At 44.6% G+C, this 20,312-nt stretch carries 18 protein-coding genes; 7 read left to right on the forward strand and 11 right to left on the reverse strand.

Annotated elements, in window-relative coordinates; translation table 11 throughout:
* Positions 1–107: 107 nt before the first annotated feature.
* Positions 108–2,432, forward strand: coding sequence for a 5-methyltetrahydropteroyltriglutamate--homocysteine S-methyltransferase (gene metE / locus L4C34_RS04705; protein WP_428788194.1), 2,325 nt, complete (start codon positions 108–110; stop codon positions 2,430–2,432).
* 95 nt (positions 2,433–2,527) lie between these two features.
* Here the strand turns inward: metE and L4C34_RS04710 are convergent, their stop codons facing one another.
* Both L4C34_RS04710 and nosR read right to left on the reverse strand, forming a co-directional pair.
* A complete protein-coding gene (locus L4C34_RS04710) occupies positions 2,528–2,878 on the reverse strand; it encodes a GlpM family protein (RefSeq protein ID WP_428788195.1) in 351 nt (116 codons plus the stop codon).
* 94 nt (positions 2,879–2,972) lie between these two features.
* Complete coding sequence (nosR, locus tag L4C34_RS04715; RefSeq protein WP_428788196.1) at positions 2,973–4,286, reverse strand: response regulator c-di-GMP phosphodiesterase, NosR family; 1,314 nt, start codon at positions 4,284–4,286, stop codon at positions 2,973–2,975.
* 320 nt (positions 4,287–4,606) lie between these two features.
* Here nosR and L4C34_RS04720 point away from each other — a divergent pair, with 320 nt between their 5' ends.
* A complete protein-coding gene (locus tag L4C34_RS04720; protein WP_428788197.1) occupies positions 4,607–5,419 on the forward strand; it encodes a DsbA family protein in 813 nt (270 codons plus the stop codon).
* Positions 5,420–5,584: 165 nt separating this feature from the next.
* On the opposite strand, the gene L4C34_RS04725 is transcribed toward L4C34_RS04720, so the two are convergent.
* The 4 genes from L4C34_RS04725 to L4C34_RS04740 all read right to left on the reverse strand — a co-directional run bounded on the left by L4C34_RS04725 (position 5,585) and on the right by L4C34_RS04740 (position 9,389).
* Positions 5,585–5,974, reverse strand: a complete 390-nt coding sequence (locus tag L4C34_RS04725; RefSeq protein WP_428788198.1) for an ASCH domain-containing protein — start codon at positions 5,972–5,974, stop codon at positions 5,585–5,587.
* Positions 5,975–6,149: 175 nt separating this feature from the next.
* Entirely contained in the window at positions 6,150–6,566 is a 417-nt protein-coding gene (locus L4C34_RS04730; RefSeq protein ID WP_428788199.1) for a type 2 periplasmic-binding domain-containing protein, read from the reverse strand.
* Between the two features lie 15 nt (positions 6,567–6,581).
* Positions 6,582–7,757 carry a hypothetical protein gene (locus L4C34_RS04735; RefSeq protein ID WP_428788200.1) on the reverse strand — a complete coding sequence of 392 codons (1,176 nt, stop codon included), beginning with the start codon at positions 7,755–7,757 and terminating at the stop codon, positions 6,582–6,584.
* Positions 7,758–7,787: 30 nt separating this feature from the next.
* A complete protein-coding gene (locus tag L4C34_RS04740; protein ID WP_428788201.1) occupies positions 7,788–9,389 on the reverse strand; it encodes a methyl-accepting chemotaxis protein in 1,602 nt (533 codons plus the stop codon).
* Between the two features lie 389 nt (positions 9,390–9,778).
* Between L4C34_RS04740 and L4C34_RS04745 the strand changes: the two genes are divergently transcribed.
* A complete protein-coding gene (locus tag L4C34_RS04745) occupies positions 9,779–11,395 on the forward strand; it encodes a methyl-accepting chemotaxis protein (RefSeq protein WP_428788202.1) in 1,617 nt (538 codons plus the stop codon).
* Between the two features lie 23 nt (positions 11,396–11,418).
* On the opposite strand, the gene L4C34_RS04750 is transcribed toward L4C34_RS04745, so the two are convergent.
* From L4C34_RS04750 to L4C34_RS04770, 5 genes are all read right to left on the reverse strand, one after another.
* Positions 11,419–12,138, reverse strand: a complete 720-nt coding sequence (locus L4C34_RS04750; protein ID WP_428788203.1) for a substrate-binding periplasmic protein — start codon at positions 12,136–12,138, stop codon at positions 11,419–11,421.
* 2 nt (positions 12,139–12,140) lie between these two features.
* On the reverse strand, positions 12,141–12,950 hold the full coding sequence (locus L4C34_RS04755) for a substrate-binding periplasmic protein (protein ID WP_428788204.1): 810 nt from the start codon (positions 12,948–12,950) through the stop codon (positions 12,141–12,143).
* Positions 12,951–13,215: 265 nt separating this feature from the next.
* The gene (locus tag L4C34_RS04760; RefSeq protein WP_428788205.1) at positions 13,216–14,190 is read right to left on the reverse strand and encodes a nuclear transport factor 2 family protein; all 975 of its coding nucleotides are present in this window, start codon (positions 14,188–14,190) and stop codon (positions 13,216–13,218) included.
* 259 nt (positions 14,191–14,449) lie between these two features.
* Positions 14,450–15,427, reverse strand: coding sequence for a LacI family DNA-binding transcriptional regulator (locus L4C34_RS04765; RefSeq protein WP_428788434.1), 978 nt, complete (start codon positions 15,425–15,427; stop codon positions 14,450–14,452).
* Positions 15,428–15,454: 27 nt separating this feature from the next.
* On the reverse strand, positions 15,455–16,207 hold the full coding sequence (locus L4C34_RS04770) for an HpcH/HpaI aldolase family protein (protein WP_428788206.1): 753 nt from the start codon (positions 16,205–16,207) through the stop codon (positions 15,455–15,457).
* A 302-nt stretch (positions 16,208–16,509) separates the two neighbouring features.
* Between L4C34_RS04770 and hisD the strand changes: the two genes are divergently transcribed.
* Genes hisD through L4C34_RS04790 form a run of 4 tightly spaced genes read left to right on the forward strand, consistent with a single transcriptional unit; the run spans position 16,510 to position 20,296 of the window.
* A complete protein-coding gene (gene hisD, locus L4C34_RS04775; protein WP_428788207.1) occupies positions 16,510–17,814 on the forward strand; it encodes a histidinol dehydrogenase in 1,305 nt (434 codons plus the stop codon).
* Positions 17,807–18,541 (forward strand): SDR family NAD(P)-dependent oxidoreductase, encoded by a 735-nt coding sequence (locus L4C34_RS04780; protein WP_428788208.1) that lies wholly within the window; start codon positions 17,807–17,809, stop codon positions 18,539–18,541. Before hisD ends, L4C34_RS04780 begins: the two co-directional genes overlap by 8 nt.
* Positions 18,542–18,578: 37 nt before the next feature.
* On the forward strand, positions 18,579–19,586 hold the full coding sequence (locus L4C34_RS04785) for a cupin domain-containing protein (RefSeq protein ID WP_428788209.1): 1,008 nt from the start codon (positions 18,579–18,581) through the stop codon (positions 19,584–19,586).
* Positions 19,583–20,296 carry an alpha/beta fold hydrolase gene (locus tag L4C34_RS04790; protein ID WP_428788210.1) on the forward strand — a complete coding sequence of 238 codons (714 nt, stop codon included), beginning with the start codon at positions 19,583–19,585 and terminating at the stop codon, positions 20,294–20,296. Before L4C34_RS04785 ends, L4C34_RS04790 begins: the two co-directional genes overlap by 4 nt.
* Positions 20,297–20,312: the final 16 nt, after the last annotated feature.

Below are 20,312 nucleotides of genomic sequence, written 5' to 3' on the forward strand. Positions count from 1 at the left end.
GCTGGGTTTGAATAAACGTACATTGCTCATGATCGGGATTAATACGATATTTTAGCTATCTAGACGCCTAATTAGGGCGACATGTTACCAGACAAGGAGCAGGGAAAATGACAACAACGCACGTGCTAGGATATCCAAGAATCGGAGAAAAAAGACAGCTTAAGTTTGCATTGGAGAAATACTGGCGAGGTGAAATAGAACAAGGCGAATTGGAACAAGTCGGCGATACGATACGTCAAGATAATTGGCAGGTTCAGTCTGACGCTAATCTAAGTTTTTTAACTTCCGGAGATTTTGCTTGGTATGACCATGTATTAGCGACATCTTTATTGTTGGGGCACGTCCCGAATCGACATCGCGATCAAAACATTGAATTGGATACCCTATTCAACATCGCCAGAGGCCAAGCTTCTCAGTCGTGCGATTGCAGCGGCTTAGCCGCCTCTGATATGACTAAATGGTTCAATACCAATTACCATTATATCGTGCCAGAGTTCTCATCCAACGACACATTTTCACTGAGCTGGACGCAGCTGTTTGACGAAACTAAACAAGCGATTGAGTCTGGGCGTCAGGTAAAACCGGTGTTACTTGGCCCAGTCAGCTATCTGTATCTTGGTAAAGAGGTAGAAAGTAATTTTGACCGTTTGTCCTTGTTGCCAGACTTACTTATTACCTATCAAGAAATCCTAGCTCGATTTTCAGAACTCGGTATCGATTGGGTACAAATCGATGAACCGATCCTGGCTTTGGAGTTGGATGATAAGTGGCTGGCGGGTCTGGATACGGCGTATGCTAACTTAACAGGCCGCTGTAAATTGCTGCTGACAAGCTACTTTGATTCATTGACTGAGTATTTAGATCGTATCGTTACTCTGCCAGTACAAGGCTTACACATTGATTTAGCTGCGGCACCTGAGCAGCTTGATAAAGTATTAGAAAAGCTACCAAGAGATTGGGTACTGTCGGCTGGGATTGTTAATGGCCGCAACGTGTGGAAAACGGATTTGGACCTGTGGCTGAAGGCGTTACAACCCGTTAAGCAGAAGCTCGGAGAACGCCTATGGCTAGCGAGTTCTTGTTCTTTGCTGCATAGCCCAGTCGATCTGGATTTGGAAGGTAGCCTGAGCGACGGCGTAAAAAGTTGGTTTGCATTCGCTAAGCAAAAGGTGGCCGAGGTTACCTTGCTAGCCGAAGCGCTAGATGGCGATCAAGCAGCAATTGAGGAATGTGATACGTATAGCCAGCCCATCGCTGAGCGTCGTCAATCAGATAAAATCCACAAACCAAAAGTTCAAGAACGAGTATCTAAGTTGGATGCACACTCGTCGCAACGTACTCAGGCCTACCCAGATCGTGCCCTGATCCAAAAAGAGAAATTGAACTTACCTTTACTACCAACCACAACGATTGGCTCTTTCCCACAAACACCACAGGTTCGCGCCCAACGTAGAGCATATAAGGAAGGGCGTTTGTCTGAAGGGGATTACAAAGCTGAGCTTGAAAAACACATCGAAGATGCGGTGCGTCGCCAAGAATCGCTAGGATTGGATGTGTTGGTGCACGGTGAAGCTGAGCGTAACGATATGGTGGAATATTTCGCCGAACATTTACAAGGCTTCCAAACGACTCGGTTTGGCTGGGTACAAAGTTATGGTTCGCGTTGTGTCAAACCTGCGATCGTCGTTGCGGACATTGAACGAGCGGCACCGATCACAGTGCAGTGGTCGGCTTTCGCCCAGTCATTAACCAATAAGAAAATGAAAGGTATGCTTACGGGCCCTGTAACGATTTTGTGTTGGACTTTCCCTCGTGAAGATATTTCGCGTCAGCAGATTGCCCAGCAGTTGGCATTAGCGCTGCACGATGAAGTGTGCGATCTGCAAGAAGCTGGAATTGATATTATTCAGATTGATGAGCCAGCATTGCGTGAGGGGCTACCACTGAAACACAGCGATCATAAGCACTACTTAGATTGGGCTGTTGAGGCGTTTAAACTGTCGGCATCTGGCGCGAAATCTGCCACTCAGATCCATACCCATATGTGTTACAGCGAATTCAATGAAATTATAGAGTCGGTAGCAGCCTTAGATGCTGATGTGATTACCATCGAAACATCACGCTCTAACATGGAGTTGTTGGAAGCATTCCAAGAGTTTGAATATCCGAACGCAATTGGCCCAGGAGTGTATGACATCCATTCACCTGTGATTCCAAGTCAAGATTGGATTAAAAACCTATTACATAAAGCTGCTGAAAAAATACCAGCTGAACGCTTGTGGGCGAATCCTGATTGCGGCCTAAAGACCCGAAATTGGCAGGAAACCGAAGCCGCTTTATCTAATTTGGTCGCGGCTGCCAAATATGTACGACAGCAGTGGAGCCAACAGCTTGACTTAAAAGAAGATCAAAAAGCGACGAGTGAAGCGTAGCAAATGTTCGCTAAATGGAGGCTGGCGGTATAAAAAGTGCGAATTAACGGCAGGCTCTCCCCCTAACGACAAGCCATCCCCTAACGAAAATGGCCCTAGCTAAATGCTGGGGCCATTTTCGTCCAACCTATCAGCAACACACTGGTAAACGCAATCCAAGTAAGTGTGGAGAAAGCCAATGTTGAAACGAGATTATAACGGAAGCTGAAATAATAAATGGCCACCAAATATGCGGCGTAGGGAATGAGAGAAAATAAGCCGAACAAGGCGGTCGTTCTAAGGTCTTCCATGCCTCTTTCACTGCCAACAATGTAATGGGCAATCAGAGCAAAAGTGGGGAACAGTGGCACTAGGCCAGCGATGTAGAAGTTCTTGCTTTTGGAAAGCAAAGCAATCAGTAAAACAGCGGCAGCGCCCAACTGACTTTTTAAGAGAAGCGAAATCATTTTTGAACTGAGTTATTTGATTGAGAGGTGAAATTTGCCTTAACGCGTATCGTAGATCAATTGAGAGGCTCAAATCTTTGAAGCCAGTCGTTAACTAGACAAAGATAACGATAGGTAATTGACCGTCTTGCTTAATTTGTCTCAGCTTTTCAAGCATATGCCTATTGATGATTTGTCCTGAGGTGAGCATGAGTTTGCCGTTAGGCAAATACAGGTCTTGTTTCAACTTCATACCTTCGCGTAACTCATCTACGCCAATACAGGCATCGACGTCCAGTTCTGTGGTTTCATTTTCTACTACATGTCGGAATGCCTTCACAACGTGGGGGTCGAATAGCTTGCTGGTATTTCGTTTAATATAAGCGCGAGCCATTTCCGGAGTCATACGCTGAGAAACGTCAGGGTTGGAAATAAAAAACTCATAGCTCTTCGCCACTCTTAATATTCGCGCGCCTATCGGAATATCAGATTTTACGAGGTGGTTGGGGTAGCCCGTACCATCGTAGTTTTCATCTTGGTGGCGAATGATTTTCACCATGGGTTCAAATCTGGCAATCTGGCTGATGATGTCCGCCCCGCGGATTGGGTTGGAGATTGGAACTGGCACATCCATGCTAGAGCTGGGCTTAAACACGGGTTTGTTGTCGTTGGCATCGGTTTCGTGAACAAGGCCAATCTGGTGTACCAACCCCGCGAGATAACACAGTGCAACTTCAGTATCTGCGAGATCTAAACGTTTAGCGACTGCTTTGGCAATGTTGGCGATACGTTCGCTGTGGATTTGTGGTTGTCCGGTGCAGTGTTCAATGATTGCCCTCAGAGTTGCCATCATATCTTTAAACGCGAGATTTTGATTTTTAAGTATGCTCTGCAATTTTTTATTGGTTATGTGCAATTGTTTTGTGCGCTGGGAGACTTTTTCTTCTAGCTTTGAATTGAGTGTTTCCAATTGCTCATTTTTCACTTCTAATTGGTTCGTTAAGTGCAATTTGTCTTCTTTTAATTGGAAGATTTCAGCGGCGTTCGCCACAATTTTTTTTAGGGTGTCGTTGTCCCAAGGTTTATCTATATAGTTGTGTATGCCACCTAAATTGACAGCGCGAACGGTAGATTCCATATCGCTGTATCCGGTGAGAAGTAGTCGCGCTGAATCTGGGCTAATTTCTCTAGCTTGAGCTAAAAACTTAGCCCCATCCATTTCTGGCATTCTCATATCAGAGATGATGACGGCAATGGTGTGGCATTTTAAGTGCTCGATCGCTTCTGGAGCATTATCAAATGAGGTGACATGGTATTCGAGCCGGAGGACACGAGTCAGTGATTTTAAAATGTCTTGCTCGTCATCGACTAACAGTATGTTCAACTTAGGTGGTGCGCTGGACTCCGAGCCGGTGTTACTTTCGTGCATTGATCGTCTCCTAGGAATCCCATTATTTGTCGCTGCCACCTGTATTACCAGCATAGTGTAGGATTGGTTGACGCGCTTATAATCAACACGTTACTTATAGCATAAGTGTAAATCTGGCGACAATAAAGCCAAAGAATTCTTATTTTAAATCAATTTATTCTAATGCATTATAATAATTGATTGTTTTGGTGGTTTGTTAGCCGTTATTCCAGTGCTTAGCTGATTTTATGTAAATTTATTGTCATAACAATAAAAATGATGAACTTTTGTGGTAGAAGAGGTTCCAATAATGAAATTTTCCACTAACGAATAGATGAGCCATGAAAAAGACACTTCTTTTTACTGCGATTGCTGCAGTAGCGCTAGCGGGTTGTAGTGCGCAAGACACCAACTTTTCAACCAACCAGAAATCAGAAATCGAGAAAATTGCTAGCCAATATATTATCGATCACCCTGAGGTGTTGGTGAAAGCCTCACAAAACCTTCAGAAGCAGCAACAAGAGAAACAAGAAAATCAAGCGGCTCAAGCAGTCATTCAACATTCGAATCAACTGCTTCACGACCCTAAAACGCCATTTGTTGGGCCAAAGGATGCAGCAGTGAACGTCGTTGAGTTCTTCGATTACCAATGCATTTATTGCTCGAAGCTTTCACCTGTTGTGCGTGAGCTACAAAAAGAAAACCCAGATGTAAAATTCATCTACAAAGAAACACCAATATTCGGTATGCGTTGGGCACCATCTCTTTATGCCGCTGATATGGGTAACTGGATCTTTGCTCAGAAAGGTAGCTCAGTGTTTAATCAATACCATGACGCTATGTTTGAAAGTGGCCAAGTAGAAGGCAAAATGACGAAGCAAGACGTCGATGCAGCTGCCAAAAAAGCGGGCGTTGATGTAAGTAAGTTCAAATCAGATAAGAGCTACATGGAAAACCTACAATTGTTCAGCGAACTTGCGTTCCGCGGCACACCTTCATTGGTTGTAATGCCAACAACCGGCGCGACTGCTGAAAATGTAAAAGTGATAGCTGGGTACGATCCTGCAGGCTTGAAAGCTGCGATTGCAAGCGTTAAAGCGCAAGCGGCGAAAGTGCCAGTGAAAAGCGCAAAATCGGCAACGAGCGCTTCGTAGTTCTAACTCGTCATTCTTTGACGTCATGAATGTAGCCCCTATTTTTTGATAACTAGGGGCTTTTTTATTCTAACTGGATACTTAAGTCCAAGCACAGGTCTGCGATGCTCTGAACTTCACTCTAAGGCTATCAAGGGCAGCGTATCAATTTAGGGAGAAAAATGATCAAGCGAGGGGTGCAATTTCGATAGCGAAGATGCCGTGCACGGGGATCATTTCTTTGTATTCATGGAAGCTGTTTAACAGCTCAATACCTTCTTCTACGGTATCGCAAAGGTTAGAAAGAACTTCCATACCTTCTGTTTCAAGCAATGCTCTAGCATCTGGGTAGCAACGAACTGCCTTAATCTCAACGGTGAGTGCGTTCGGTTCGATTACATCTAAACCCACAAATGGAGGACCTGCGATGATCTGAAACTGGATACGATCGCCGACATTCAGCTTATCGTATTCAATGGCTTCGTAGCTATTATTCGTACGGATTTCGACTTTTTTAAGCCCAGAGAGGATAGATTCAAGAGGCTTGCGATAAATTTCGAGTGGATAGGTTTTCATTGTATGGGGTCGCCCGAGGTAAGATATTGAGTCTTTAATCACTATAAGAGCTGGGAATAGTACTCGGTTACGCTCGCCTTGCCAATACGGCTCCCGCTTCAGAATAAAAAAGGGCATATAGACTCTAGTTAGGAGGCCTATATGCCCAGACTTGGTGAAGTAACAAACCTAGTAACTAATTCACCTTATACAGTATTTTGACACTGTCGTTTACTGCAGAGCTATCGGTATAACCAATAACATTTGATGCTCCGCCGACCATGCTCACCATATCTGAGGAACCCCCTACGGATTCTGGAGTTTCCCCTTCACCGGTAAACATCATTTTGGTCCAATAAGATTTCAGCTGTTTCTCTTTTTTACGTAAGATTTTCTTGTTGAATACCTTCCGAGCTGGGTCACTGGCATCTAAATAAAGTATGCTGACTTTACCTACACCATCAACATTGCCCAGTTTACCGAGAAACAAGTTTTTTACCTGAGACTTGGATAAGTCCGGCATGCTTTTACTGCCAATCACAACCACTTCGGCCATGGCGATGGAAGGCAACAACAAACTTAACACGAGTAGTGCCCACGTTTTATGCTTCATAATATTGTCCCTCCATTAGAATGATGCATCTACTGATATAGTATAAACCAGCACATTGTCTGCGGTACTAGCACCAGTACTCTTACCAGCTAGACCACCGTTAGTGTCACCAAAATTGCTTGCGTAAGTAACATCTGCTTTTAGCGCCAAGCCCAATAATACGTCCCATCTTGCCCCTAAGGAATATGAGGTTCGAGCTATATTAAAAAATGCAGCAGAGGATGGGTTACTGGCGCGAATATAATCATCGGTAGAGCGAGTTCTAGCTATAGTGGCGTATGGGGTCACATCTTCTAAATGATAACCCAAGGTTAGGTAAGCGGCATCTTGGCCTGGGAACTCCGAGCCGGGTGATCGACTTCGTACTATTTCGGTGATGACCATATAATCCCCATCATCAAAGCTAGCACCGACGCCGGCAAACCACGCATTCATATGATCGATGGTAATGATACCGCCGAATGTATTTGTTCCGTCTGCTGCTGTTAAGTTTATGTCATTTGACTGAGCGTATACTGCTCGAAGTGTAAGATCGTCGTAGAAAAGAGAAGTGTTCATCCCAAGAAACTGTGGAACTGATATATCACCAAATCCGTTATCTCTTACATCACCATCTATCTCACCAAAGAAGGGCTGGAATCTCAACGTCGCCCAATCGATGTCCCAGTTGTAGATTACGTCTAAACCTGAGAAGGAACGAGAAGGTATTATGTCATACACCTCTGTCGGTGGTCTTACCCAAGGCTGAGCATAACCGACTTCTATATAGTCCGCATATAGAAATAGGGGCATTCCTAGTCGACCAGCTCTAACCGATATCCCAGTATCAAACTCATGTTTGACATAAGCCCACATAAACTCAGGCTCCCAGTTTTGGTAGCCTCTTGCGGTCATTTGTACGCCCACACCCGTACTGTCGGTAAACTTGTAGTCCATTTGTAATCCGACAATGGACCCGCGACTGATGTCCATTTTGGTATCAGTCGGCATTCTAGCATAACCAACATATTGAGTTTCATAGGCGAAATCGGTTGACAAAAAACCGCCAAATCGAACCTTATCGCTTGTCATTTTGGATTTGCTGACCTGTTTCTCCAGCGCCTTAATTCGATCCTCTAGGCTCTGCTCGGCCATTGATGGAGCGGCAAAAAGCAGCGGGATCAACAGTATGTATCTTAGTATTTGCTTCATCTCTTCCTCCTGAAGATCAGTCCTGTTTCTTCAAACCTTAAATTGGTTTAGAACAGTTTGTAATTTCTCAGAGACTTCCGTTATGTAGTTAATGGACTTGTCCATTTCTTCTGAGTTTTCGGTAACGTTTTTAGACGCGCTTTCAATTTCAGAGACGCTATTTTCAAGGCTGTCTGATGCCCTGACTTGATCTGAAGTCGTCGAGGCAATTCTCTGATTGATTTCCATAATGCTCTGCGCGTTTAAGGTGATTTCTTGTAGTGATTCTGAGGCTTTTTGTGATTGTTGTTGTGTTTGGTCGGCTTTATCCGAGCCTCTAAATATGGCGTCAACGGCTGACTTCGAGGAGTCTCTTAACTTCTCGAGTACTTCTTGTATCTCTTGAGTGGAAAGCTGGGTACGGGAGGCAAGGGTACGAACCTCTTCTGCAACGACGGCAAAGCCCCGACCTTGTTCGCCCGCCCGAGCAGCTTCAATGGCCGCATTTAAGGCCAGCAAGTTAGTTTGCTCTGCGATGCTTTGAATAGTTTCCAATATCTCGCCAACATTGCTGGTGTGTTGATTTAAATCTTGGATAATTTCCGCGGTCATTTTCACTTCTTCAGCCAGTTCAGACACTTCTTTCAATGTTGATGAGACGGTACTTTGTCCAGATTGAGCGGTTTCATTGGCATTATTTGCCTCGGTCGAAGCGCTGTCGGAGTGTGAAACCACTTCTTGTACGCGTTCCTTCATTAACTCAATGGCAGATGAGGAACTAAGGATAGATTCCTGTTGTACTTGAATGAGCTTTTGTGTGCTTGAACTCGATTGTTTAAGTGAGGAGGTGACGGAAACCAACACATCCGTACTCTCATGTATTGATTTGATATTGTTTTGCAATTTTTCAATAAAGGTGTTGAACCAAGAAACGAGCTCACCAATTTCGTCGCGCCCTTTATAAGAGATTCGCTCTGTAAGATCGCCGTTGCCTTGCGCAATATCTTTGAGAGATGCACTAACGATTTTTAATGAACTGACTATTGAACGGATACTCCAAACGTTAACGCCCAGCGCTAATACCACCACCACAATGCCCATCCAAATACTCATAGATTTAGCGCTGTTGGAGCTGTTTAATGAATCGTTGATCACCTCATCGAAGGAGCCTTTACTGTTTTCCACGAAGTTAGCAAGGTTCTTAACCAAATCAACTCGAGCTTGTTCTAAGCTACGACCTAGTGGGGTTATTTCGTCAAAGTCTATGGTTTCATCAATCATACCTTGAGCGAGTTTAGTGCCTTGGCTGACGTAGGATTCCGCATTGTTTTCCAGCACGGTGACTTGTTCACGTTGGGCGATATTCACTTCTTTGATACGAGCGAAGGCCACATTAAGATCTTCGTGCAATGATTTTGCATTATCGATGTATTCTTCTTCTGCAAGCGTGACTGCAGCCTGAAGGTTCTGGTCAATCTGTTTAATAATCCCAGTCGCTACGGTCGCGGATTCCACGGTTGGGAAGTAAATAGACTTTATTTCTTGCAAACGTAGTTCATTGTTAGTTAATGCATTTCGGTTAATTCCCGTAATAATGATGAAACCAAGAAAAAAAGTTAACGTGGAAATTCCAATTTTATTGCTTATTTTCATGAAGCTATAACCCAGAAGTAATGAAAATAATGAATTTTGATTACAGAGATTTCATACACGAAAATTAGATGTGAGTCTGAATTTTGTAAAGGCTTATTTGGACCTAATCTTATTTCTAAGACACTTTATATAAAACAAACGGTTCTGATTGAAATGTTAATTAATAAAAATATCAATAAAAATTAACCCCTTAGAGGAATAGTGTGAAATTTAAGAAACTGGATGGTATATCAGGGTCACTTAGCGGAGATCGCAAGGGTAGTAGAGAAATTTCAAATGAATCTCGCTCTTTGCTCACCAGTAATTTGTAATTTTTTCATTAAGTATTAGATTTTTAATAGGTAATCTTTTTGTTTTCGTGGCTAACACTATCATGTGGTGAGTAAATTATGTTTATATTAGAAAGGCTTACGCTAAAGCTGAGAATTATATTGGTCCTCTCTTTGTCTGTTTTGATTATTCTAGGGACGTCATTATTTCAGTTTGCGAAGTTTCGTTCAGTTGGGGAGTTAGTCGATAAAATGTATCGTCACCCAGTTTTCGTTTCGAGTGTGGTCAAGGATATTGATTACAATATCGTATTAATACATAGAGAAATGAAAGATATAGCGCTAGGGAAGAACATCTCAACTGCGCAAGGGATAGTAAGTAGCTTGCATAATGATACGTTAAAGAAATTCGATTTGTTGGAAGAACGTTTTTTGGGTAATAAGAAGCAAATTACAGACCTCAAGAAGCTCTTTGTAGATTGGAAACAGATACGTCAGAAAGTCATTGATTATAAGATGAAAGGCGATCAGAAAATGGCGTCGAAAATCACAATGACTGAAGGTGTTGATCAGCTTAAAAAACTCTCAGATGGCATCGCCTATATTAAAACCTTTGCGGCAGGGAAATTAGAGACGTTTTACGGTGGTGTTAAAGCAAACGTAAACCAAGCTTCTCAAGTGGTCATTTGGACGGCAGTATTATCGACGGTGGTGTTTATCATTATAAGTTTTATGATTGTCGCGAGCATAGTTAAGCCACTTGCTTCTTTGTCGGTGTTCTCGAAGCGAATTTCAGAAGGGGACTTAACGGCTGACCTTTCTGTTTCTAACAACAATGAAATCGACAATCTTGGGCAGCAGATGCTGGTGATGAGAGATAATTTCCGCTCATTACTGGGCCAAATAAAAAGTGTGGTTGAGTCAGTTCGGGGAACCAGTGTTGATTTAGAGCGTACGGTAGAGCAGTTTAGCGGAGTGAGCGTAACGCAAACAAACAGCCTAGAGCAAGTGTCTACCGCGGTGGATGAAATGTCTGCAACGGTGAGTGAGGTAGCGAAGAATGCTCAACTTGCATTAGATGCCGCGACTCAAACTTATACCCATGCCAAAGAAGGCAGTTCAGCAACGTCTCAAGTAACCACTAAGGCCTATGATCTGGTTACCAATACCACGGACATCAGCAATACGCTTAAACAGTTGAAAGATGAAACGCGCAACGTAGAAAGTGTTTTAGAGATGATTCGTGAGATTTCAGAGCAAACCAACTTACTCGCCCTAAACGCCGCGATTGAGGCAGCCCGTGCCGGGGAACATGGTCGAGGTTTTGCGGTGGTGGCAGATGAGGTTAGAAATCTTGCTTCTAAAACTCAATCTAGCGTAGAAGATATTCATAAAACGATAACCAAGTTGCAAGTTGAGTCTGAAAAAGCGGTGGAAAAAATGGGCGAAAATTTCACCATGTCCGAGCAAACATCCACTCTCGCGGATTCGACGAATGAAAGGCTCAATCAGATTATTGAGTCTGCCAACCATATCCAAGATATGAATACCCATATTGCTACGGCTTCTGAGCAGCAGAGCATTGTGGCAAATGAAATCAGCCGAAATGTCACCGAGATTTATGGCAGTTTTAAAGAAGTGACGAAAGACATCGATACCATAGAAGAATCGGCGAAACAGCTCAATACCATGTCTCAGCAACTGACCACCGAGCTAGGCAAATTTAACATTGATTAACGGAATGCCAAGACTAGTTCAGGCTATTTCCCAATATAGCCTTCAAAGATTTTGTTTAACGTTCCGTCTTCTTTCATGCTGTTTAGCGTTGATCTTAGTCGCTCTTCAAGCTCAGGGTCTAATACTTTATTGGATAATAAAAGCATGACATCCATGCTCTTATAGATAAACGGTTGTGAGAATTGGTCACGTGTTATGTTTAATTTCTTCATCGCGTAATAAATACTCATATCAACACCCACCAAAGCATCGATCCGCCCTAGTTTGAGTAGCTTTAATCCCTGTCGATTGTCTTTTAGAATGGTAGGGATAATTTCTTTATGGGTGTATATCTCTCGAGCAAAGGCGCTATTTCTAATCCCGCCAAGCTTTTTGCCATATAAATCGCTCAAAGACTGGATTTGGTTCATATTATGCTTGAGGATGATGACCTTTATCGTCGTAACTTTGTCTACCACAATGACGTGTTCGATTAGATCAGGGTGTTTCAAAATGATGGTCATATCAGCCTTGCCCGAACGAAGTTCATGGATAACTCTGGTATATGGCTTTAATTTGTTAACGTAAGTGAGGTTTGCACGTTTGGCAATCTCATTGCCGATGTCATAGAAAGCGCCAGTCACCACACCATTGCTCTTATAACCTGCTGGGACAATATCGATCGTTGCGATATTCAGATTTTTTGTTAGACCGGATATTGGAAGGATGAGCAATATCATAATGATGTGTCGTCTTAATATCATCACTATTTCCCCTCTAGCTTCACAAACACATCTGAGGGTGCTGAATACGGGTGAAAGTGCGACTCAATGATTTTTCGATACTCACCAGATTGGCGCAGATTGTAGAATCCTTTTGTGAATCTTTCTTTCATTTCTTTGCAGCGGGGAGTGAAAATAATGCCAAGTTGTCCTATAAAGAGGGGAGTCTTTGCATAGTTTATCTCGTCGATATAATTAGGATATTCAGCCTCGATAAATTTGAGTGTTGGGTACAAAAGGGTGGCGACGAAATCTATTCGACCTAAGATTAGCTTTTTCATGTTTTGATGTAAGCTTGGAACCAATTGAATGTTGTTAATGAATCCATTGTTAACGAAAAACTTATCAAGAGCCCCTCCGAGATAAGTTCCAATTCGATACTGCTTTATCTCGTCCAATTGATTGAAATCGAAACCATTGGGGAAGTTTTCTTTGAGATAGAATAGGCTCGCTCGTCCGTAGTAAACATGCTGTACGCTTATTTCTATATTAGTCTTGGCGAACCAGCGTGTCGTGCCTATGGCTGCACATTCTTTGTTTTTCTCTAGTGCCCAAGGAATCCGAGTCAGAGGGTAGAGATGGTATTCGACGTGGATATTTTCAAGTTTAAATGCTTGCCGAACAATCTCAGAAACTAACCCATTTTTATATGGCGTGAGGGGAGGAACATCAATGGTTGCAATGGTGATTGTATTGTTGTCGTCTCCCCAAGTGTAGGTTGGGCACAAAACGAAAAACGCGCTGAGAATCAGTGCGGTGATAGGGCGTTGAACAAAAGGTGCTGCTAGCCACATAGGATTAAACGGTTTCGTCAGTCGCTCGGATCTTACAAGTATAGAATTGATTTATCGTTTACGTTGTAGTGAAAGCACATGAAGACTTATTATGTTATTTAGCTCTTTTTACCTGATATGTTTATTAGATAATCGAACCTGTCATACTTTCGGTAGAAAGCAGAGATAAATAGAGAGTTGGCCTTCAGAGCGCAACTCAATGAAAAGCCAACGTATCTGACGTGGGTTGATTAGTTGGCTTTGCGGATAGAACAAGCAACAGGTTTTAACCTTGTTGAAGTAGTATTTGCTTCCAAATGGCGGTTTCGTCAAAGAGGGTGAACTCACGGCGAAGTCCCCAAGGACCAAACTCAGCATGGCTGATACCCATGACATAAACTTTGGCACCAGTTGGTTTGCCAAATGCTCCGTAGCCAGAATGAGTTCCCTCTAAAGACCAACGTAGCGCCGCGCGCGGAGCCATCATCGGATCTTCACGGCCAATGACATGATGCACTTTAAATTCTGCATCTGGGAAAGAAGAACGCAGTGATAGCCAAAACTTATCAATGTCGGCATGGGAAAGCGCAGAGAGCCCGGCCGTGTATTCACCGATACAGGCTCGATCATATTCTTGAGGAATCACTGAAAATTCCGCGTTCATAATACGATTTAAGATTGAGTAGTACTTTTGTCCCCATTCATTATCATTGCCGATGCCTTGATAGGGGCCGACGATATCCTGTTCTGGAGTGAATGGGAATGGACTTGATTCGATGCCACCTTCTCGCTCGATGAGATCTTGTGCATATTTTTTTGATGACATGCTGAGCTGGTGTGCAATCGCGGCCTGATCGCGAATCAACCATTCATCATTGATTTGATTATTGATTGCGTGGCAATCGGCGATGATTCGGTAGCGCAGTTTTTGATTACTCGCTTGTCCGTACACTCCGTTACCCGTATGAGTGGCTGTGGAGATAATACGGTGCGACGACAACATTCCAGTTTCCGGTGTGCCGCTCCAGATAACATCTTCGCCATATAAAGTTCGGTCTGGGAACTCGGATAGGGTAGCCATCGTCGCGCTTATGACATCCTTATTACCAGTGGAGATAGCGCTTGGTGAGCGTACAACAATGTCAGGAGAGTAGTAATCTTCTAGAGTATGTAGTCCGCGTTCTTCCCATATTTCTTTGGTGATTCCAAGGATGTAGTCAGGGAAATCTTGCCATTTTTCATCAAAGCCTTGCATACTCATTAATACTCTCCATCGGGTTGTGTTGTGCTTGGTTTACAATTTGGGTACGTACCCAAATTCGTCTATCGCGATATTTTTGTCAACGAAATCTTGGAGTACTAAGCTGGTTTCGTGCTTGCGATCAGGTTTTGTGGGTAAGAATGGGGAAGGGGCGAGCTTGGCTACTTGATTGACGGAATCGGCGGGCAAGCGCGTAAGTTATCGCCTGCCCAAGTTGTATCGTGCTTGTCAATGAGTAAACCAGAGTGAATGGACTCGGTCAGCAGCTCGATCGCTCGACCATGGTTCCTGGTTGCATCAGATATTGGCCCGTTTTGGTTTCTTCACCATGAATCCGCGCCAATAAGTCTTCAACGACGACCGCCGCGATTTTTTCAGTGGGCTGTTGAATGGTTGTCAGGTTATACGCAGGCCAAGCAGCCATTTGCACATCATCGACCCCCAACACCGCATAATCGTCAGGGACGCGGTGGCCTTTCTGGCGTAAACCATCGATAAGCCCGAGTGCTAAAATGTCGTTGGCGCAGAAAACCGCATCGATTTTATGCGAAGAACTAACCACCTCTTGCGCGGCTTCTTGCCCAGATTCAAAGGTGTAGCAAGCTTCGATGAACTTGGCCGGAGAATAGCCAAGCTCATTAAGGGTTTTAGAAAACCCTTTCCACCGCTCTTCACTTGTCATTGAGCCTGCATCACCGCTGAGGTAGGCAAGTTGTTTGTAGCCTTTTGTTGTGAGGTAGTGCGCGGCCTGAACACCAGCGTCTAGATTGTCGAGCCCGACACTATTGGCGCTGAGGCCTTCAATGTAGCGGTTTATCAAGCACAGGTGCACGCCAAACTTATCACACTGGGCGATGGCTCGGCTGGTTAGGCGGCTGGTAGCGATAATTAGTCCGTCGACTTGGTATTCGATGGCACGTGAAATGGCGAGATCGAGGTTGCCTTCATCAATAGGGCAGAGGATTGCTTGGCCGCCACTTTTTTGGATCGCTTTGGTGAGCAAGCGAGCCAATGTGTCGTACATAGGGTTGGACTCGCTGTCGAGGGCAATCGCTATTAAACCTGAACGATTGGAAATCAGGCTGCGTGCAATAGCATTCGGGGTATAGCCCAACTTATTCGCAGCGTCCATCACCATCTTGCGTTTTTTTTCGCTGATGCTGGCTTTAGGGTTAAAGGCTCGTGATACCGTTGATTGCGATATCCCGAGCATTTTGGCTACATCTGTCGAGGTGATTTTGCTTTTAATTGTAATGTCCTCTGATTAAGTGTTTTGACCCATCGACAGCCTCTGTTGCTTAAAACCGTCAAGGATCATTTTGTGCTCTGACGCCACGCCGAAAAAAGATACGCCTAAATATTTCCAGTCACGAATTTGAGAAGCATCGGCTACAAACATTCCCACGGGCTTTTGATGTTGTTGTGCTGCGGCAATAATTCGTTTGCTTGCTTGTAATACGGTGTCATTGTGTACAGATTGAGTGCCATACGCAACTGCTAAATCGACTTGACCGATGAACAAGGCATCAACCCCTTCAACTGCTGCAATTTGTTCAACGTTTTCAACCCCTTCAATGTCTTCTATTTGAACGATGACTCTGGTGTTTTCGGCACTGGATGAAAGGTGTTCAGGTAACGTTTTATTGGTGTAATCGGCGGCGCGAGTTGAGCCTGCATAACCACGTCCGCCAGCACCAAAGTGGCTGCGTTTGACTATCTCTTGTGCTTGTTTAGCTGAGCATACATGTGGCACCAATACTCCACTGGCACCGCAATCAAGTGCATTAAGCAATGTCGAAGGGTGAGAATCAGGAACCCGAACCAGTGCCGGTGTTTGAGATAGTTTTGCAGCCATTAAGCAAAGGTCTAAAGAGCTGCGATCAAAAGGGGCATGCTCAGCATCAAGAATCAGGAAGTCTAGCGAGGTTAAACTCAGCACTTCAATGATATGTGGATGAGGCGTTTTGACAAAGGTACCAATTTGAGCGTCGTGCTGGGGGTGAGATGCGAATTTCATACTCTATTTCCATTAAAAAAGTGAAAACCAGTACGATAGCCAAAGGTCACGGTAAATAGCCAATACCGATGGTCACAAAACGGAGGTCAGTCATGTTATTTGATATTTATTGACAATTTTCCTTAATTTGGATTGCACCTGCTGGGTAAGTTGTTTAGTGTTTTTGCATTCGTAGTCATTTATGAAAACCCAACACTGACGTAGGTTTTTCATCGGTAGCTATATTTCAATAGCGATATATTTAAATTAAAAATGAATACGTAGTCACGTGCGTAGATAAATAGATAACTGGAGCAATGAACATGGCAACTTACCTTAAAAACGGAATCACCGAAGAAATATCTGCATCAAACGACACGCAAGTGCGACAAACAGTGGAAGGTATTCTTGCCGATATCCAATCTCGTGGTGATGCGGCAGTGCGCGATCTATCCACTAAGTTCGATAATTGGTCTCCAGAGCAATTCCGTTTAACGCAAGAGCAAATTCAAGCGTGTATCAATAGCCTAGACGAAACGACTATACGAGACATTGAGTTCGCTCAAGAACAAGTGAAAAACTTCGCTCAAATTCAACGTGATTCAATGAAGGATGTAGAAGTTGAAACGCTACCAGGTGTCGTACTTGGCCACAAAAATATTCCAGTAGATAGTGTAGGTTGCTACGTTCCAGGTGGTAAGTACCCACTAGTTGCCTCTGCACATATGAGTGTATTAACGGCGAAAGTGGCTGGTGTGAAACGTGTTATTGCTTGTGCGCCCCCTTTCAACGGTGAGCCAAACCCAGCTATCGTTGCCGCAATGGCGATGGCCGGCGCAGATGAAATTTACTGCTTTGGCGGCGTGCAAGCTGTCGGTGCCATGGCATTGGGAACACAATCTATTTTGCCTGTCGACATGATTGTTGGCCCTGGTAACGCCTTTGTTGCAGAAGCGAAGCGTCAGCTATTTGGCCGTGTGGGTATCGACTTATTTGCAGGCCCAACAGAAACATTAGTGATTGCCGACGAAAAGGGGTGTGATCCTGAACTTGCAGCTGCAGATCTGCTCGGTCAAGCGGAGCACGGCTACAACTCTCCAGCGGTTCTTTTGACCAATTCTGAGAAGTTTGCGCACGAGACGATGGCTGAGATCGAGCGTCAGTTGACTATTTTGCCAACGGCGGAAGTGGCGAGTAAAGCATGGCAAGATTACGGTCAAGTGATCGTCTGTGATAGCTACGAAGAAATGGTTAAAGTAGCCGATGACATTGCCTCTGAGCACGTTCAAGTGATGACTCAAGATCCGCAATTCTTCCTAGATAGCATGTCAAACTACGGCGCACTATTCTTGGGCCGAGAAACAAACGTTTCTTACGGTGACAAGTGTATCGGCACTAACCACACTTTGCCGACCAAAAAAGCGGCTCGTTACACGGGCGGTCTGTGGGTCGGTAAATTTATTAAGACTTGTACGTATCAACGTGTGACTGCGGAAGCGTCATTAAAGGTGGGTGAATACTGCTCACGCTTGTGTGCGCTAGAAGGGTTCGCTGGGCATAAAGAGCAAGCGGACATTCGTGTACGCCGTTACAGCAAACTTGAGAAAGAAGGTGCACTGAATGACTAAACGCGCGTTAGTAACGGGCGGAAGTGGCGGCCTTGGGGCCGCTATTTGCCAGTCGCTCGCCAATAAAGGTTATCAAGTGGCGTTTACTTATAACTCTAGCCAAAGCAAAGCGGATGCTTTGCTGAATGAGCTATCAGGTGATGGACACCAAAGTCTCCAGTTGGATGTGGCCGATACGAGCAGCATTAATCAGCTTGCGGCGCAGTGGTCAGCCGATAAATTAGGTTTGGACTTGTTGGTCAATTGTGCAGGGATGACCAAGTTCGTCGAACACGCTGATTTAGCTACGTTGGATGACGCGCTGGTCGATCGCATCTTCCAAGTCAATGTGCGTGCTCCGTTTGCTATGGTTCGAGCATTTGAGTCTCACTTGAGAAAGCAGCGCGGGTGTGTGGTCAACATTACGTCCATTGCCGCGCAAACTGCAATGGGCAGTAATATCGCTTATTGCGCTAGCAAAGCCGCGATGGAAAACATGACTCGTTCATTAGCAAGAGCGCTTGCTCCTGAAGTTCGGGTACTTGCAGTGGCTCCGGGGCTGATCGATACCGAATTCGTTAAAGGGTTGGACGAAGGTTGGCGCAATCACCAAGAACAAGCCACGCCGTTAAAACGTCTCGCAAACTGTGATGAAGTGGCTCAAGCCGTCGTGTTTGCCGCGGAGCAGATGACGTTTTCAACGGGTACAACGCTGACTGTCGATGGCGGCCGTCCGTTAGGTGTGTGATAGCTACGCCCAAGTAAGCTTTCTGTAAGGAATAATAATGAGTTTTCAACAAGATTTAGATGAACAACTAGTTCGTTATATGGAATTAAAGCCAGGCACGGCCGCATTTATAGATGCACGTACGCCGGGCAGCCATTTAAAAGACAATTACTGCATCATTGGTGCTGGTGTGGCGGAAAGTGACAAGCAACCCGTGCATATCCGTGAAACTACGGGCTTTAATATTGGCGCAGCAGGGCAACCACCGGGCATCAAAAACTCTCTTCACTCTCATACAACGGCAGAGATCTTTGTGGTCTTCAAAGGTAGCTTTCGTTTTTACTGGGGCAATGAAGGCGAAGAAGAAGTGGTGCTCACTTCTGGTGATCTGATTTCCATTCCGACTAACTTGTTCCGCGGCTTTGAAGTTGTCGGGCGTGACTATGGCTTCATGTACTCCGTTCTAGGTGGAGACAACTCCGGCGGTGGTGTGACATGGCATCCTGAAGTTTTAAAAGATAGCCAAGGACACGGTTTATATCTGCGTAAAGACAAAGTGCTTGTTGATACTCAAGCGGGAGAAGCCGTTCCTGAGCTGACTGAATTGATGCCGCTCCTGTCTGATGAAGAAATGGCTCAGTTTGACAGCTACACACCGGAGAAAATGCAGCCATTCGTTGTCCGCCGAGATCAATATCAAGCTGTGACGCCAGATTTTGATCGCGTCAACTTTAAGCAGTTTTCATTATCTGGAAGCCCTTTGGCGAGCTACGACTTCCAAGTAAAAAGTCACGATGAAGTGAGCGTACATGGACTTAGCCTAACGCATGGCGCTAAAACGCCAAGATACACCCGAGAAGAGAAGCAAGTGCTGATCAACTTTAGCGGCGACACTTTGGTTGAAGTGTCTCAAAATGACAAAACGGCACAAGTTCTATTGACGACTGGCGATGTGTTCAATGTGCCACTTGGCGCGCATATCAGTCTTGAAAATCGCCGTGGTGAGAGCTTCACATACTTGATTGTGGGCAGTGATACACCATCGACCCCTGTGGTTTCTCCATGAGCCAAACCATACCGTTACTTTGGTTACCTGGCCTGCTTTGTAATAACCAGCTATTTCAGCCAGTCAATCAGCATCTAAAGGGTGTGGAGCCCGTTTGCGCGGAGCTTACCGCGCAAAATTCAATGCAAGAATTAGCGAGAACCATTCTAGAACAAGCCCCTGAAAGTTTTATTTTAGGCGGTTTGTCGATGGGAGGGATTTTAGCATTTGAAGTGTACCGACAAGCTCCTAAACGGGTGAAAGGGCTGATCTTACTCGATACTAACTCTGCGGATGAATTTGCATTGCCGGAAGTGACGGCAAAACGTAACCTGTTGGTCGATAAAGCGATCAACGGACAGTTTTCTTCGATTACTCCAGATAGCTTAATGCCTGTGTTAATTCATATCGATCGCTTGAAGGATACGGAGTTGACTCAAACTATCTGCCAGATGGCGGAGAATATTGGCGTCGAACGTTTTGTCAATCACGCACAGGCCTTGGCAAGTCGTCCTGATGCTCGGCCGTTACTTGGTGATATTGTCGTGCCAACGGTGGTCATTTGCGGTAGGGAAGATGCACTCTGCCCTGTAACTAACCACTTATTAATACTAGAAAAGATCCCTAATGCTTCTTTGCATGTTCTGCCGAACTGTGGGCACTTGTCGACGTTAGAAAAGCCCACTGAGGTGGCAGGCCTCATTAATGGCTGGCTGAAAAATCAATTTTAATTATTTAATTTGGTAA

The sequence above is a fragment of the Vibrio profundum genome (genome assembly GCF_050337555.1).
Lineage (GTDB): Bacteria > Pseudomonadota > Gammaproteobacteria > Enterobacterales > Vibrionaceae > Vibrio > Vibrio profundum.

Coding starts and splice junctions, on each gene's coding strand:
- metE (WP_428788194.1), top strand. CDS start 108: ATGACAACAACGCACGTGCTAGGATATCCAAGAATCGGAGAAAAAAGA.
- L4C34_RS04710 (WP_428788195.1), bottom strand. CDS start 2,878: ATGATTTCGCTTCTCTTAAAAAGTCAGTTGGGCGCTGCCGCTGTTTTA.
- nosR (WP_428788196.1), bottom strand. CDS start 4,286: ATGCACGAAAGTAACACCGGCTCGGAGTCCAGCGCACCACCTAAGTTG.
- L4C34_RS04720 (WP_428788197.1), top strand. CDS start 4,607: ATGAAAAAGACACTTCTTTTTACTGCGATTGCTGCAGTAGCGCTAGCG.
- L4C34_RS04725 (WP_428788198.1), bottom strand. CDS start 5,974: ATGAAAACCTATCCACTCGAAATTTATCGCAAGCCTCTTGAATCTATC.
- L4C34_RS04730 (WP_428788199.1), bottom strand. CDS start 6,566: ATGAAGCATAAAACGTGGGCACTACTCGTGTTAAGTTTGTTGTTGCCT.
- L4C34_RS04735 (WP_428788200.1), bottom strand. CDS start 7,757: ATGAAGCAAATACTAAGATACATACTGTTGATCCCGCTGCTTTTTGCC.
- L4C34_RS04740 (WP_428788201.1), bottom strand. CDS start 9,389: ATGAAAATAAGCAATAAAATTGGAATTTCCACGTTAACTTTTTTTCTT.
- L4C34_RS04745 (WP_428788202.1), top strand. CDS start 9,779: ATGTTTATATTAGAAAGGCTTACGCTAAAGCTGAGAATTATATTGGTC.
- L4C34_RS04750 (WP_428788203.1), bottom strand. CDS start 12,138: ATGATATTAAGACGACACATCATTATGATATTGCTCATCCTTCCAATA.
- L4C34_RS04755 (WP_428788204.1), bottom strand. CDS start 12,950: ATGTGGCTAGCAGCACCTTTTGTTCAACGCCCTATCACCGCACTGATT.
- L4C34_RS04760 (WP_428788205.1), bottom strand. CDS start 14,190: ATGAGTATGCAAGGCTTTGATGAAAAATGGCAAGATTTCCCTGACTAC.
- L4C34_RS04770 (WP_428788206.1), bottom strand. CDS start 16,207: ATGAAATTCGCATCTCACCCCCAGCACGACGCTCAAATTGGTACCTTT.
- hisD (WP_428788207.1), top strand. CDS start 16,510: ATGGCAACTTACCTTAAAAACGGAATCACCGAAGAAATATCTGCATCA.
- L4C34_RS04780 (WP_428788208.1), top strand. CDS start 17,807: ATGACTAAACGCGCGTTAGTAACGGGCGGAAGTGGCGGCCTTGGGGCC.
- L4C34_RS04785 (WP_428788209.1), top strand. CDS start 18,579: ATGAGTTTTCAACAAGATTTAGATGAACAACTAGTTCGTTATATGGAA.
- L4C34_RS04790 (WP_428788210.1), top strand. CDS start 19,583: ATGAGCCAAACCATACCGTTACTTTGGTTACCTGGCCTGCTTTGTAAT.